General features: G+C 73.0%; 2 protein-coding genes. Both read left to right on the plus strand.

All coding sequences use genetic code 11. From position 1 onward, the window contains the following. Positions 1–41 precede the first annotated feature (41 nt). Complete coding sequence (locus ACIBEC_RS46745; protein WP_360510235.1) at positions 42–2,549, plus strand: type I polyketide synthase; 2,508 nt, start codon at positions 42–44, stop codon at positions 2,547–2,549. Positions 2,550–2,551: 2 nt separating this feature from the next. Next, positions 2,552–15,922: SDR family NAD(P)-dependent oxidoreductase (locus ACIBEC_RS46750; RefSeq protein WP_396290795.1), on the plus strand; the 13,371-nt coding region annotated here is incomplete at its 3' end.

Consider the following 15,922-nt stretch of genomic DNA (forward strand, 5'->3'; position numbering starts at 1 on the left):
CGCCGCCCGCGGCCACGACGGCGGGGACGTCGGGCGTGCGTGTGCCTTCGTACGCTTTCCAGCACCAGCACTACTGGCTCCAGCCCACCACCCCGGCACCGACCGGTGACGGCCGGATCGACCACCCGCTGCTTCGGGACGCCATGGAACTCCCCGACGACAACGGCGTGGTGCTGACGGGACAACTCGCCACCACCGCGCAGCCGTGGCTCACCGAACACGTCATCTCGGGCTCGCCCCTGCTGCCCGGCGCGGCGTTCGTGGACCTGGCGCTCCGGGCCGGCGAACACGTCGGCTGCCCGGCGGTCGAGGACCTGACGCTGGAGACACCGCTGGTGGTCGCGGACGGCGTGCAGGTGTCCGTGACCGTCGGCCCCGACCGGGCGGGCCGGCGCAGCGTCTCGATCCACTCGCGCGCGGACGGCGAGTGGGTACGGCACGCCACCGGGAGCCTGGGCGCCGTACCCGTCGCACCACGGGAGCCCTGGGCACGGCAGTGGCCGCCGCACGCCGAAGCCGTCGACCTCGACGCCTTCTACGACAACCTGGCCGACGCCGGATTCGCCTACGGCACGGCCTTCCAAGGCCTGCAAGCGGCCTGGCGCGACGGCGACACCCTCTACGCGGAGGTGGCTGTACCCCCCGGTGACACCCGGTTCGCCCTGCACCCCGCCCTGCTCGACGCCGCGATCCAGACCGTGACCGTCGCCGACGACCGGGCGAAGATGCCGTTCTCCTTCGCCGGGATCTCCTGGTGGCGCGGCGCCGAGCACGCCAGGGTCCGGCTGACCATGACCGGCCAGGACTCCTGCGCGATCGGCCTCGCCGACCAGTCGGGCGCGCCGATCGCCGAGATCGCCTCGCTGACCCTGCGCCGGCCGGCCGGGGCCACCACGCGGGACGTGCCGTACCAGGTGGTGTGGCCGGTCCTGGAAGCGGCGACCACCGAACCGGACATCCCGGTCCACCACGCCACCTCGCCCGTCGAGACCCTGCGGGTGATCCAGGACTTCCTCACCACGGACACCCCGCGCATGGTGATCGCCACGCGCAACGCCGTGCCGGTCCGTCCGGGCGAGGACGTCGACCCGCAGGCCGCCGCCGTCTGGGGCCTGGTCCGGTCGGCCGCCACCGAGCACCCCGGCCGGTTCGTGCTGGTCGACGGTGACGACGGCGACGAGGTCCGGCTGGCCGGTGACGAACCCCAGCTCGCGATCCGCGTCGGCGCCGTTCACGTCCCCCGCCTCGAACGGGCGCGGACCGAACCGCTGCCCTCGCCGCTCAGCCCCGAGGGCACGGTGCTCGTCACCGGCGGCACCGGCACCCTGGGCGGCACGATCGCCCGCCACCTCGCCGTACGGCACGGCGTGCGGCACCTGCTGCTGGTCAGCCGGAGCGGCCCGGACGCCCCCGGCGCGGCCGCGCTGACCGCCGACCTGGCCGCGCTGGGCGCGACCGCCGACATCGTGGCGTGCGACGTGTCCGACCGCGAGGCGGTGGCGCGGCTGCTCGCCGAACACCCGGTCACCTCGGTGATCCACGCCGCGGGCACGCTGGCCGACACCGTCGTGGAATCCCTCACCCCGCAGCAGTTCGCGCGCGTGTGGGAGCCGAAGGCCCTCGCGGCGCGGCACCTCCACGAACTGACCTCGGACCTGGAGGCGTTCGTGCTGTTCTCGTCGGCGGCCGGTGTGCTGGGCGGCGCGGGCCAGGCGAACTACTCGGCGGCGAATGCGTACCTCGACGGCCTCGCCGCACACCGGCACGCCCAGGGACAGCCGGCCGTGTCGCTCGCCTGGGGCTACTGGGCAGAGGCGAGCGGCATGACCGGAGGTCTGACCGCCACCGACCGGCACCGCCTGGCGAGGGCCGGCGTACGGCCGCTGCCGACGACGGACGCGCTGGCCCTGTTCGACGCCGCGCTGACCGCGGGCACCCCCACCCTCGCCCCCGTCAGGTTCGACCTGCCGGCGCTGCGCCGCGCCGGCGATCCGCCCGCCCTGCTGCGGGAGCTGGTACGGCCCCGGCGCAGGCAGACCGCCGACCGCGTGTGGACGCAGGCCGACGTGCTGCAACTCGTCGTGGGCCAGGTCTCCCTCGTCCTGGGGTACTCGTCACCGGAGGCGGTCAACCCCGACCAGGCGTTCACCGACATCGGGTTCGACTCGCTCACGGCCGTGGAACTGCGCAACCAGCTCGACGCGGACACCGGCCTGCGCCTGCCCGCCACGCTCGTCTTCGACCACCCGACACCGACCCGCCTCGCCGCCTTCCTGCACACACGGCTGCACGGCACCGAACCCGACCCCCTGCTCGCCGAACTCGACCAGCTCAAGTCCACCCTGGACGCGGCAGCCGCCGACGCCGACTACGAGACCGTCGCGGCCCGCCTCGAAGCACTACTCGCGGCCTGGACCGGCAAACGCACCGGCTCCGCGGCCGGTGTGGACGAGGCCAGCGACGACGAACTGTTCAGCCTTCTGGACGATGCGCACCGCAGGACCGAGGTCATCCGATCGGGCGAGTCCCGAAACGCTGAGGAGCAGTAGCGATGTCTGACGAAGAGAAGCTCCGCACCTACCTCAAGCGCGCCACGGCCGACCTGGGAGTGCTCAGTAAGCGCCTCGCCGACATGGAGGAGGCCGCGCGCGAGCCGATCGCGATCATCGGCATGGGCTGCCGCTACCCGGGCGGAGTGGAGTCCCCGGCCGACCTGTGGCGGCTCGTCTCGGACGGTGCCGACGCGATCACCGCATTCCCGCCGGACCGTGGATGGGACGTCGTCTACGACCCTGACCCGGACCGGCCGGGCACGACCTACAGCCGATCGGGCGGCTTCCTCGCCGACGGCGCCGGCTTCGACGCCGGGTTCTTCGGTATCTCGCCGCGCGAGGCGTTGGCGATGGACCCGCAGCAGCGGGTGCTGCTGGAAACCGCCTGGGAGACCTTCGAGTACGCCGGCATCGACCCGACCACACTCGGCGGCAGCCGCACCGCCGTGTTCACCGGCCTGTGGTCCTCCGGCTACGGCAACCAGCCGCCGCCGGACCTCGAAGGTTTTCTCGCCACCGGAACAGCCACCAGCGCCACGTCCGGGCGGGTGTCGTACCTGCTGGGGCTGGAGGGTCCGGCGGTGTCGGTGGACACGGCGTGCTCGTCGTCGCTGGTGGCGATCCATCTGGCGGCGCAGGCATTGCGGGCGGGGGAGTGTTCGCTGGCGTTGGCCGGTGGCGTGACGGTGATGGCGACGCCGGCAGGGTTCGTCGAGTTCTCGCGGCAGCGGGGGCTTGCCGCCGACGGCCGGGTGAAGGCGTTCGCCGAGGCGGCCGACGGCACCAGCTGGGGTGAGGGCGCCGGCCTGCTGCTGCTGGAACGCCTGTCCGACGCCCGCCGTAACGGCCACCGGGTGCTGGCGGTCGTCCGGGGCTCGGCGGTGAACCAGGACGGCGCGTCGAACGGGCTTGCGGCGCCGAATGGTCCGTCCCAGGAACGCGTCATCCGGCAGGCGTTGGCGAATGCCGGACTGTCGACGGCGGACGTGGACGCGGCGGAGGCCCACGGCACCGGCACCACCCTTGGCGACCCCATCGAGGCGCAGGCACTCCTGGCGACCTACGGTCAGGGGCGGGATGAGCCGTTGTGGCTGGGGTCGGTGAAGTCGAACATCGGCCACACGCAAGCCGCCGCCGGCGTGGCGGGTGTGATCAAGATGGTGATGGCGATGCGGCACGGTGAACTGCCGCGGACCCTCCACGTGGACGCGCCGACTTCCCACGTCGACTGGTCGGCGGGTCGTGTCTCACTGCTCACCGAGGCTCGGCCGTGGCCGGAGACGGGGCGTCCCCGCCGTGCCGGCGTGTCGGCGTTCGGCATCAGCGGTACGAACGCGCATGTGGTGATCGAGGCGGCTGCTGAGGAGCCGGTCCGGGTTTCGACGGGGTCCGCGGGAGGGGTGGTGCCGTGGGTGTTGTCGGGGAAGTCGGATGTGGCGTTGCGGGAGCAGGCGCGTCGGCTGGGGGCGTTCCTGGCCGGGCATCCGGGGGTTGGCGCGGCTGCGGTGGGTCGGGCGTTGGCGGGGCGGTCGCGTTTCGATCACCGTGCGGTGCTGAGCAGTGTGGAGGCCCTGGACGCACTGGCGGAGGGCCGGTCGGCGCCGGGTCTGGTCACCGGGACTGTCCGTTCGCTGGGTCGTTCGGTGTTCGTGTTTCCGGGGCAGGGTGCGCAGTGGGTGGGTATGGGTGGGGAGTTGTACGGCTCGGAGGCGGTGTTCCGGGAGGCGATCGATGCGTGTGATGTGGCGTTGGCGCCGTACACGGGTTGGTCGTTGGTGGAGGTGCTGGTCGGCGGTGGCTCGTTGGAGCGGGTGGATGTGGTGCAGCCGGCCCTGTTCGCGGTGATGGTGGCGCTGGCCGAGCTGTGGCGTGCTCATGGTGTGGAGCCTGATGCCGTGGTCGGGCATTCGCAGGGGGAGATCGCGGCGGCGTATGTGGTGGGGGCGTTGTCGTTGGAGGACGCCGCCAAGGTGGTGGCGTTACGGAGCAGGGCGCTGGCGGTGTTGGCCGACCAGGGCGGCATGCTTTCCGTAGGGCTCGGGCATGAGCAGGCCGCCGAGTTCGTGGCCCGCTGGAACGGCCGGCTGACCGTGGCGGTGGTCAACTCGGCTGACAGCGTGGTGGTATCGGGTGATCTGGACGCGCTGGACGAGTTGCTGGCGGCCTGTGAGGCCGACGGCATCCACGCTCGCCGCCTGCCCGTCGACTACGCCGCCCACTCCGTCCAGGTCGAGGCGATCCGCGAGCAACTGCTCACCGACCTCGCCGGCATCACACCGCGCCCGGCGGTGATCCCGTTCTACTCGACGGTGACCGGCGAGGAGATCGACACCTCCGCCCTCGACACCGGCTACTGGTACCGCAACCTCCGCGAACCCGTGCTGTTCGACCAGACCACCCGTGCGCTGCTCGACCACGGCCACACCGTCTTCGTCGAGGTCAGCCCGCACCCGGTCCTGGTCTCCGCCGTCGAGGAGACCGGTCACCACCACGGCTCCGACCTCCTCGCTACCGGCACGCTCCGGCGCGACCAGGACGACTTCCTCACCCCGCTCGGCCGCCTGCACGTCCATGGTGTCCCGGTCGACTGGCGGTTCCCGGACGACACCGAGCCCGTCAGCCTGCCGACGTACGCCTTCCAGCGCCAGCCGTACTGGCTGCGGCCCGTCCCGACGGAGTCGGGCGACCACCCCCTGCTCAGCACGTTCGTGGAACTGCCCGACGGCGCGGTGCTCAGCGGACGGATCTCGCTCGCCACCCACCCGTGGCTGGCCGACCACGCCGTGCGGGGCTCCGTCCTCCTGCCCGGCACCGCGTTCGCGGAAATGGCGGCCTACGCGGCCGGCCGGCTCGGCCACGCGGTCGAGGAACTGGTGCTCGAAACGCCGCTCGTCCTCGACGACACCCCGGTGCACCTCCAGGTCGTCGTGGGCCCCGAGGACGACGGCCGCAACCCGCTCACGGTGTACTCGCGTGACGGCGACGAGTGGGTGCGGCACGCCACCGGGACCCTGGGCGAGGAGCCGGTGCTGAGCACCTGGGACTGGCCGCCGGCCGGTGAGCCCCTCGACGTCGACGGGCTCTACGACTCGCTGTCCGTGCTCGGCTACAAGTACGGGCCGGCGTTCCAGGGCGTCACGGCGGCCTGGCGGGTCGGCGACACCGTCTACGCCGAGGTGGGGCTTCCCGCCGAGGAACCGTTCGCCCTGCACCCCGCGCTGCTCGACGCCGCACTGCACCCCATGGCTTTCCTCACCGACCGCACCGGCCTGCCGTTCGCGTTCACCGGAGTGGCGATACGGCCCGCGGGCCGCGGGACGCTGCGCGTACGCCTGTCCGCCACCGGGCCGGACACGTACACCGTGGCCGTGGCCGATCCGGACGGCACCCCGGTCGCGGTCATCACGTCGCTGACCGTCCGGGACGCCACCGGCGTCCCGGACAGCCTGTACGCACTCGACTGGGTCCCCTTCGAATCGGCATCGACGTGCGGCGACCCCGCGGACCTGGTCGTCTACGAGGTGCCCGGGCCGGAGCCCGAGGCGGACACCGTCGAGGCGGCGTACGAGAGCGCGCAGAGCGTACTCGCCGTGATCCGGGACCACTTGGCGGGCGAGCGGACACGGCTGGCGGTCGTCACCCGCAACGCCGTCGCCGCCGCGCCCGGTGACGTGGTCGGCCTCCACCACTCGATGGTCTGGGGCCTGGTCCGCGGCGCGCGGGCCGAGCACCCCGACCGGTTCGTCCTGGTCGACGCCGACCCGACCTGGGACCCCGCCCTGATCGCCGGCACGGACGAGCCGGAACTGGCGGTACGCCAAGGGGCGCTGCGCGTCCCCCGCCTGGTCCGCGTCGGCGGGAGCCTCACCCCGCCAGACGGGACCTGGCGGCTGGAGGACACGGGCACCGGCAGCATCGACGACCTGGCGCTGGTGCCCCGCCCGGAGCTCATGGAGCCGCTGGAGCCCGGGCAGGTCCGGATCGCCGTGCGGGCGGCCGGCCTGAACTTCCGGGACGTGCTGATCGCCCTCGGCGTCTACCCCGGCGAGGCCCTGATGGGCGGCGAAGGCGCGGGCGTCGTCCTCGAAACCGGCCCGGACACCCGGTTCCGCCCCGGCGACCGCGTCATGGGCCTGGTCCCCGGCGCCTTCGGCCCGGTCACCGTCGCCGACCAGCGGCTGCTGGTCCGGATGCCCGACGACTGGTCGTTCGCCAGGGCCGCGGCAGTGCCCGTGGTGTTCCTGACCGCCTGGTACGGCCTGCGCGACCTGGGCGGGCTGAAGGCCGGTGACCGGGTCCTGATCCACGCCGGCACCGGCGGCGTCGGCATGGCGGCGATCCAACTGGCCCGGCGGCTCGGGGCGGAGGTGTTCGCCACCGCCGGTCCGGCCAAATGGCACACCCTGCGCGCCCTGGGACTGGACGAGGACCACATCGCCTCGTCGCGCACCCTGGAGTTCGAGCAGAAGTTCCCGCCCATGGACGTGGTTCTGGACTCGCTGTCCGGCGAGTTCGTCGATGCCTCCCTGCGGCTGCTCGGGCCCGGCGGCCGGTTCGTGGAGATGGGCAAGACCGACATCCGCGACGCGGCCGACCATCCCGACATCGTCTACCGGGCGTTCGACATCGCCGACGCGGGGCCGGAACGGCTCGGCGAGATCCTGGACGCCGTCGTACGGGCCTTCACGGACGGCGAGTTCGCACCGCTGCCGTTGGACGTACGCGGGGTTCGGGACGCGGTCGACGTGTTCCGGTTCATGAGCCGGGCCGCTCACGTCGGGAAGATCGTCCTCACTGTTCCTGCGGATCTCGATGCGGCCGGTACGGTGCTGGTCACCGGTGGTACGGGGACGCTGGGGGGCCGTGTGGCCCGGCATCTGGTGGCCGAGCGGGGTGTGCGGCATGTGTTGCTGGTCAGCCGCAGTGGTGGCGGGGCGGCGTTGTGTGAGGAGCTGGCCGGGCTGGGCGCGGAGGTGACCGTGGCCGCCTGTGACGTGGCCGACCGGGAGGCGCTGGCGGCCGTACTGGACTCGATCCCGGCCGCGCACCCGCTGACTGCGGTCGTCCACGCCGCCGGCGTGCTCGACGACGCCGTGGTCGAGTCCCTGACCCCCGAACGCCTCGCCGCGGTCTGGGAGCCCAAGGCACGGGCGGCCTGGCACCTGCACGAACTCACCCGAGGGCGGGACCTGACGGCGTTCGTCCTCTTCTCCTCGGCGGCCGGGACGCTCGGCAGCCCCGGGCAGGCCAACTACGCCGCCGCCAACACCTTCCTCGACGCCCTCGCCGTGCACCGGCGCGCCCTCGGACTGCCGGCGACCTCGCTGGCCTGGGGCTACTGGGCCGAGCTGAGCGGCATGACCGGGCACCTGACCGGTGCCGACCAGGACCGGCTGATGCGAGCCGGGGTCGTGCCACTGGCCACCGGCCACGCCCTGTCGCTGTTCGACGCGGCCCTGGCCACGGACCGGGCCGCGCTGGTGCCGGTACGCCTCGACCTCTCCGTGATGGCGGGCGCCCCGGCGGCCCTCAAGGGCCTCGTCTCCCGCAAGGCGGCCCGGCGCACGGCGCGGCACGGCGCGATCGCCGACCGCCTGCGGTCACTGCCGGAGGCCGAACGGCTGCGAGCCGCACTCGACCTGGTCACCGCCAACACCGCAGCCGTCCTCGGTCACCGCGAACCGGGGGCCGCATGGGACCGGCAGCCGTTCAAGGACCTCGGCTTCGATTCCCTGACCTCCGTCGAACTGCGCAACCGGCTCAACACCGCCACCGGCCTGCGCCTGCCCGCCACCGTCACCTTCGACCACCCCACCCCGCGGCAACTCGCCGAGCACCTGCTGAGCGGGATCCTCGGTGCGGGTGGGGGTGTGGTGCCGGTGTCGGTGGTGCCGGTGGTGTCGGTGGGTGATGGGGCTGATCCGGTGGTGATCGTGGGTATGGGGTGCCGGTTGCCGGGTGGGGTGGGGTCGCCGGAGGAGCTGTGGGGCCTGGTGGCGGGTGGGGTGGATGCGATCGGGGCGTTTCCGGGTGATCGCGGGTGGGACGTCGAGGGGTTGTTCCATCCGGATGCGGATCATCCCGGGACGTCGTATGCGCGGTCGGGTGGTTTTCTCGCGGACGCGGCGGGGTTCGATGCCGATTTCTTCGGGATTTCGCCGCGCGAGGCGTTGGCGATGGACCCGCAGCAGCGGGTGCTGCTGGAGACCGCGTGGGAGACGTTCGAGGACGCGGGGATCGATCCGACGTCGCTGAGGGGCAGCCAGACGGGCGTGTTCACCGGCATCTGGGCATCCGGCTACGGCGACCAGGCACCCGCCGACGCCGAGGGCTATCTCGGTACGGGCGCCGCGACCAGCGTGACCTCCGGCCGGATCGCCTACCTGCTGGGGCTGGAGGGCGCGGCGGTCTCGCTGGACACCGCCTGCTCGTCCTCGCTGGTGGCGATCCACCTGGCAGCGCAGGCGCTCCGCTCGGGGGAGTGTTCGCTGGCCCTGGCCGGCGGGGTGACCGTGATGGCGACCCCGCTGGGGTTCACGGAGTTCTCGCGCCAGCGCGGCCTGGCTCCCGACGGCAGGGTGAAGGCGTTTGCTGAGGCGGCCGATGGTACGGCCTGGGGTGAGGGCGCCGGCTTGGTGCTGCTGGAGCGGTTGTCGGACGCCCGTCGCAATGGGCACCGGGTGCTGGCGGTGGTGCGGGGTTCGGCCGTGAACCAGGACGGCACCTCCAACGGCCTCGGGGCGCCGAATGGTCCGTCGCAGGAGCGGGTGATCCGGCAGGCGCTGGCGAACGCCGGGTTGGAGGCGTCCGAGGTGGACGTGGTGGAGGCGCACGGTACGGGGACGACGCTCGGTGATCCCATCGAGGCGCAGGCGCTGCTGGCGACCTACGGCCGGGACCGGGTGGAGCCGTTGTGGCTGGGGTCGGTGAAGTCGAACATCGGGCACACGCAGGCGGCGGCCGGTGTGGCTGGTGTGATCAAGATGGTGATGGCGATGCGGCACGGTGAACTGCCGCCGACGCTGCATGTCGACGCGCCGACCTCGCACGTCGACTGGGAGTCCGGAAACATCCGGCTGCTCACCGAGGCCCGGCCCTGGCCCGACAACGGTCACCTGCGTCGCGCGGGCATCTCGGCGTTCGGCATCAGCGGTACGAACGCGCATGTGGTGATCGAGGCGGCTGCTGAGGAGCCGGTCCGGGTTTCGACGGGGTCCGCGGGAGGGGTGGTGCCGTGGGTGTTGTCGGGGAAGTCGGAGGCGGCGTTGCGGGAGCAGGCGCGCCGGCTGGGCGCCTTCACCGCGGTACGTCCCGAGGTGAGCCGGGCGGCGGTCGGGGGCGCTCTGGCTGCCCGCACCGTGTTCGAGCACCGGGCCGTGGTGGTGGGCACCGCCGCGGCCCTGGACGCACTGGCGGAGGGCCGGTCGGCGCCGGGTCTGGTCACCGGGGCCGCCCGTTCGCTGGGTCGTTCGGTGTTCGTGTTTCCGGGGCAGGGTGCGCAGTGGGTGGGTATGGGTGGGGAGTTGTACGGCTCGGAGGCGGTGTTCCGGGAGGCGATCGATGCGTGTGATGTGGCGTTGGCGCCGTACACGGGTTGGTCGTTGGTGGAGGTGCTGGTCGGCGGTGGCTCGTTGGAGCGGGTGGATGTGGTGCAGCCGGCCCTGTTCGCGGTGATGGTGGCGCTGGCCGAGCTGTGGCGTGCTCATGGTGTGGAGCCTGATGCCGTGGTCGGGCATTCGCAGGGGGAGATCGCGGCGGCGTATGTGGTGGGGGCGTTGTCGTTGGATGACGCCGCCAAGGTGGTTGCCCTGCGCAGCAAGGCCCTGGTCGCCCTGGCGGACCAGGGTGGGATGGTGTCGGTCGGCCTCGGGCATGAGCGGGCCGCCGAGTTCGTGGCCCGCTGGGACGGCCGGCTGACGGTGGCGGTGGTCAATGCCCCCGGTTCGGTCGTCGTGTCGGGCTACCTGGATGCGCTGGACGAGTTGCTGGCGGCCTGTGAGGCCGACGGCATCCGCGCCCGTCGCCTGCCCGTCGACTACGCCGCCCACTCCGTCCAGGTCGAGGCGATCCGCGAGCAACTGCTCACCGACCTCGCCGGCATCACACCGCACCCGGCGGTGATCCCGTTCTACTCGACGGTGACCGGCGAGCAGATCGACACCTCCGCCCTCGACGCCGACTACTGGTACCGCAACCTCCGCGAACCCGTGCTGTTCGACCAGACCACCCGGCTGCTGCTCGCCTCGGGCAGCGACCCCGTCTTCGTCGAGATCAGCCCGCACCCGGTGCTCACGCCTGCGCTGGAGGAGCACGAGGCGGGTGTGGTGACCGGGACGCTGCGCCGCGACCACGGCACCCCGGCCGAGTTCCTGGCCGCCGCGGCGCGGCTGTTCGTCACGGGTGTGCCGGTGCGGTGGCCGTTCCCCGAAGGGGAGCCGGTGGCGCTGCCCACCTACCCCTTCCAGCGGACGCGGTTCTGGCTCGCCGGAGGCGCGGGAGACGTGTCCGCGGCCGGGCTCGACTCGGTGGACCATCCGCTGCTCGGCGCCGCTGTCGAGGTGGGCGAGCAGCGGGTCCTGACAGGTCGGCTCTCCCTGGCCACCCACCCCTGGCTCGCGGACCACTCCGTCCTGGGGACGGTGCTGCTGCCCGCGACGGCGTTCGTGGAACTGGTGGTGCACGCGGCCGGGGCGGCAGTGGAGGAACTGGTCCTGGAGGCGCCGCTGACGTTGCCCGCGGACGGCGCGGTGGACGTGCAGGTCGTCGTGGGCGAGCCGGACGAGACCGGCCGCCGCACGGTCGACGTCCGGTCCCGTACGGACGGTTGGGTGCGGCACGCCACCGGCACGGTGAGCGGGAATCCCGTGGTCGGGCAGGAGCTGACGCAATGGCCGCCGGCCGGCGCGGAACCGGTCACCGGGCTCTACGACACGCTCGCCGCGGCGGGCTACGAGTACGGGCCGGCCTTCCAGGCCGTGCAGGCGGTGTGGCGCCGCGGCAATGAGGTGTTCGCCGAGGTCACCGTGCCGGAAGCGGCCCGGTTCTCAGTCCATCCGGCCCTGCTGGACGCCGCCCTGCAACCGCTGGCGCTGCTGTCCGGCACGGAAGGCGACGTGCGGCTGCCGTTCTCGCTGGGCGGGATCGCGGTCCACCGCACCGGCGTGACCTCCGCGCGCGTGCGGCTGACGGTGGTGCGCCCCGGGACGTACGCCGTCCACCTGGCGGGCCGATCCGGCGAGCCCGTGGCGACCATCGAGGCGCTGACCACCCGTCCGATGGCTGAACGCGGCCCGCTGTACGCCCTCGACTGGATTCCGCTGACCCCCGGCGAAGGCGCACTCGGCGACGCCGTCGTCTCGCCCGGCTCGGTCGCCGAGGCGCTGACGGCCGTCCAGGACTTCCTGGCCGGGCCCGGCGAACGGCTCGTGGTGCGCACGCGGGGAGCGGTCGCCGTCGTTCCCGGTGACGAGGTGAGCGACCCGGAAGCCGCAGCCGTCTGGGGCCTGGTCCGGTCCGCGCAGTCCGAGCACCCCGGCCGATTCGTGCTCGTGGACGCCGACGAGCTGCCCGACGGCCTGTCGGTCGGCGACGAGGACCAGGTGGCGGTGCGCCGGGGGGCCGTCTACGTGCCCCGGCTCGTGCGCTCCGCACCCGAGGCGTTCGACGGACGGCTGACGCAGGCGGGCACGGGCAGCCTGGACGACCTCGCCTTCCTGCCGTACGAGCAGGCCCCGCCCGGGCCCCGGGAGGTGCGCGTCGCCGTGCGGGCGGCCGGCCTGAACTTCCGGGACGTGCTGATCGCCCTCGGCGTCTACCCGGACCCGGCGCTGCTCGGCAGCGAGGGTGCGGGCGTCGTCACCGAGGTCGGCGCCGAGGTCACCGGGCTGCGGCCGGGTGACCGGGTCGCCGGGCTGCTACCCGGCGCGTTCGGCCGGGTGGCCGTCGCCGACCACAGGGTGCTGGTGCGCATCCCCGACGAGTGGACGTTCGCCCAGGCCGCCACTGTGCCGATCGCGTTCATGACCGCCTGGTACGGCCTGCGCGACCTGGGCGGGCTGAAGGCCGGCGACCGGGTGCTGATCCACGCCGGGGCCGGCGGCGTCGGCATGGCGGCGGTCCAGCTCGCGCGGCTCTGGGGCGCGGACGTCCACGCGACCGCCGGCCCGGGCAAGTGGGACGCGCTGCGCGCCCTGGGGCTGGACGAGGACCACATCGCCTCGTCCCGGACCCTGGAGTTCGCCGACCGGTTCGGCCCCTTCGACGTGGTGCTGAACTCGCTGTCCGGTGAGTTCCTGGACGCCTCCCTGCGGCTGCTCGCGCCCGGCGGGCGGTTCGTGGAGATGGGCAAGGCCGACATCCGGCCCGGCGTGCCGGCCTTCGACCTGGCCGACGCGGGACCGGAGCGGCTGGGGGAGATCCTGGCCGAGGCCGTCCGGCTGCTCGACGCGGGCGAGCTGCGTCTGCCACCACTCACCACCTGGGACGTCCGCCGCGCGCGGGACGCCTTCCGGTTCATGAGCCGGGCCGCTCACGTCGGGAAGATCGTCCTCACTGTTCCTGCGGATCTCGATGCGGCCGGTACGGTGCTGGTCACCGGTGGTACGGGGACGCTGGGGGGCCGTGTGGCCCGGCATCTGGTGGCCGAGCGGGGTGTGCGGCATGTGTTGCTGGTCAGCCGCAGTGGTGGCGGGGCGGCGTTGTGTGAGGAGCTGGCCGGGCTGGGCGCGGAGGTGACCGTGGCCGCCTGTGACGTGGCCGACCGGGAGGCGCTGGCGGCCGTACTGGACTCGATCCCGGCCGCGCACCCGCTGACTGCGGTCGTCCACGCCGCCGGCGTGCTCGACGACGCCGTGGTCGAGTCCCTGACCCCTGAACGCCTCGCCGCGGTCTGGGAGCCCAAGGCACGGGCGGCCTGGCACCTGCACGAACTCACCCGAGGGCGGGACCTGACGGCGTTCGTCCTCTTCTCCTCGGCGGCCGGGACGCTCGGCAGCCCCGGGCAGGCCAACTACGCCGCCGCCAACGCCTACCTCGACGGCCTGGCCGCGTACCGGCGCGCCCAGGGCCTGCCGGGGGTGTCGCTGGCCTGGGGCCGGTGGGCCGAGACCAGCGGGCTGACCGGGCAGATGTCCGAGGCCGACGGTGAACGCCTCGCCCGCGCCGGGCTGCTGCCGATGACGACCGACTACGGACTCGGGCTGTTCGACGGGGGCCTGGACACCGCGGAACCGGTGGTGGTGGCGGCCGGACTCAAGGTGTCCGCACTGGGCGACCGGCCGGTGCTGCGCGCGCTGGCACGCGCCCGCAAACCGGTGCGGACCACCGGACTGGCGGGCGAGCTGGGATCGCTCCCCGAGGCCCGGCAACGCGAGATCCTGCTCGACCTGGTCAGCACCCACGCCTCGGCCGTGCTGGGCCGCAGCGACGAGATCGGTGGCGACCTGGCCTTCAAGGACCTGGGCTTCGACTCGCTGACCGGCGTGGAGCTGCGCAACCGGCTGTCCACGGCGGTCGGGACCCGGCTGTCGGCGACGATGGTCTTCGACTACCCGACCCCGGCCCGGCTGGCCGAATACCTGCGTGAGGTGGTCCTCGGCAAGGAGCGTCGGACGGTCGCGCCCGTGCCGGTCGGGGTTCCGGTGTCGGATGATCCGGTGGTGGTGGTGGGGTTGGGAGCCCGCTATCCGGGTGGCGTGGGGTCGGCGCAGGAGTTGTGGGATTTGGTGGCGGGTGGGGTGGACGCGGTGGGGGAGTTCCCATCGGATCGTGGGTGGGATGTGGGTCGCATCTATGATCCGGCCGGTGGTCCGGGGACGTCGTATACGCGGTCGGGTGGTTTTCTGGGGAATGCGGGTGGCTTCGATGCCGCGTTCTTCGGGATTTCGCCGCGTGAGGCGTTGGCGATGGATCCGCAGCAGCGGGTGCTGCTGGAGACGGTGTGGGAGACGTTCGAGGATGCGGGGATCGATCCGACGTCGTTGAGGGGCAGCCAGACGGGCGTCTTCACCGGCATCTGGGCATCCGGCTACGCGGGCGGAGTGGACCAGATCTCGCGCGACGCGGACGGCTATGTGGCCACCGGCACGGCGACGAGTGTGACCTCGGGGCGGGTGTCGTATCTGCTGGGGCTGGAGGGTCCGGCGTTGTCGGTGGACACGGCGTGTTCGTCGTCGCTGGTGGCGATCCATCTGGCGGCGCAGGCGCTGCGCTCGGGGGAGTGCTCACTGGCCCTGGCCGGTGGTGTGACGGTCATGGCGACACCCGCCGCCTTCATCGACTTCTCCCGCCAGCGGGGGCTTGCGGCCGACGGCAGGGTGAAGGCGTTTGCCGAGGCGGCCGATGGTACGGCGTGGGGTGAGGGCGCGGGGTTGGTGCTGCTGGAGCGGTTGTCGGACGCCCGTCGCAATGGGCACCGGGTGCTGGCGGTGGTGCGGGGTTCGGCGGTGAATCAGGACGGGGCGTCCAATGGGCTGACCGCGCCGAATGGTCCGTCGCAGGAGCGGGTGATCCGTCAGGCGTTGGCGAATGCCGGGTTGGAGGCGTCCGAGGTGGACGTGGTGGAGGCGCACGGTACGGGGACGACGCTCGGTGATCCCATCGAGGCGCAGGCGCTGCTGGCGGCCTACGGCCGGGACCGGGTGGAGCCGTTGTGGCTGGGGTCGGTGAAGTCGAACATCGGGCACACGCAGGCGGCGGCCGGTGTGGCCGGTGTGATCAAGATGGTGATGGCGATGCGGCACGGGCAGTTGCCGCCGACGCTGCATGTCGACGCGCCGACCTCGCACGTCGACTGGGAGTCCGGAAACATCCGGCTGCTCACCGAGGCTCGGCCGTGGCCGGAGACGGGGCGTCCCCGCCGCGCGGGCATCTCGGCGTTCGGCATCAGCGGCACCAACGCGCACGTGATCCTGGAGGCACCGGCCCCGGACCCGGCCGAGAAGACGTCGCCCGAGTCCCCTGCCACTCCCGCGCCCGCCCCAGCGCCCGCGGTGCCGGTGCCGTGGCTGCTGTCGGCCAAGTCCGAGCAGGCGCTCCGGGCCCAGGCCCGCAGGCTGCAGGCGTACGCGGCCAAGGACCCCGACGCGGACGGAATCGGCGCCGCGCTCGCCGCGCGGACCCGGTTCGCCCACCGGGCCATGGTGACTGGACCGGAGGCACTGGCGGCCCTGGCGCGCGGGGAGGTGCATCCCGGGCTGGTGACCGGCGAGGCCCGCGACTCGGGTAGGTCGGCGTTTGTGTTCTCTGGTCAGGGTGGTCAGTGGGCGGGGATGGGGCGGGGTTTGTACCGGGTGTTTCCGGTGTTTGCGCGGGTGTTGGACGAGGTGTGTGGGTTGTTGGGGTTGCCGGTGGGGGTGTTGTTCGAGGATGGG

The organism is Kitasatospora sp. NPDC051164 (genome assembly GCF_044455625.1).
In the GTDB taxonomy this organism is placed as follows: domain Bacteria; phylum Actinomycetota; class Actinomycetes; order Streptomycetales; family Streptomycetaceae; genus Kitasatospora.